1 protein-coding gene is annotated in these 304 nt (G+C 37.5%); it reads right to left on the bottom strand.

What is annotated here, in order from left to right; genetic code table 11:
* Positions 1-304: hypothetical protein (locus Q0975_RS28410; protein WP_299444381.1), on the bottom strand; the 304-nt coding region annotated here is incomplete at both ends.

Raw genomic sequence — 304 nt, 5'->3', positions numbered from 1 at the left:
ACTTACCACTTGAGCTATATATAGTCACTTGTACATCTTGTTCAGAAAATTCATCCGGTAATGTCCATCTATTACCAAGACCATTACCTCCATTTTGTCGTATTACATTTGGAATGACAGCAGAAACACCGGACTCTTCACTAACAGTAATTTCTCGCTGAACAACACATTCCTGATACGTAATAATCACTCTGTAATTTCCTTCTGCTCTAACCACTATCTGGTTCGTAGTTTCTCCTTCTATTACTACAAAATCTCCTCCTGTTTCTACAAACCACTCATAGGTATATAAACTACTCAGAGG

The sequence above is a fragment of the uncultured Aquimarina sp. genome, assembly GCF_947500065.1.
Taxonomy (GTDB): Bacteria; Bacteroidota; Bacteroidia; order Flavobacteriales; family Flavobacteriaceae; genus Aquimarina.
This window is presented reverse-complemented; position numbering and strand designations above follow the sequence as displayed.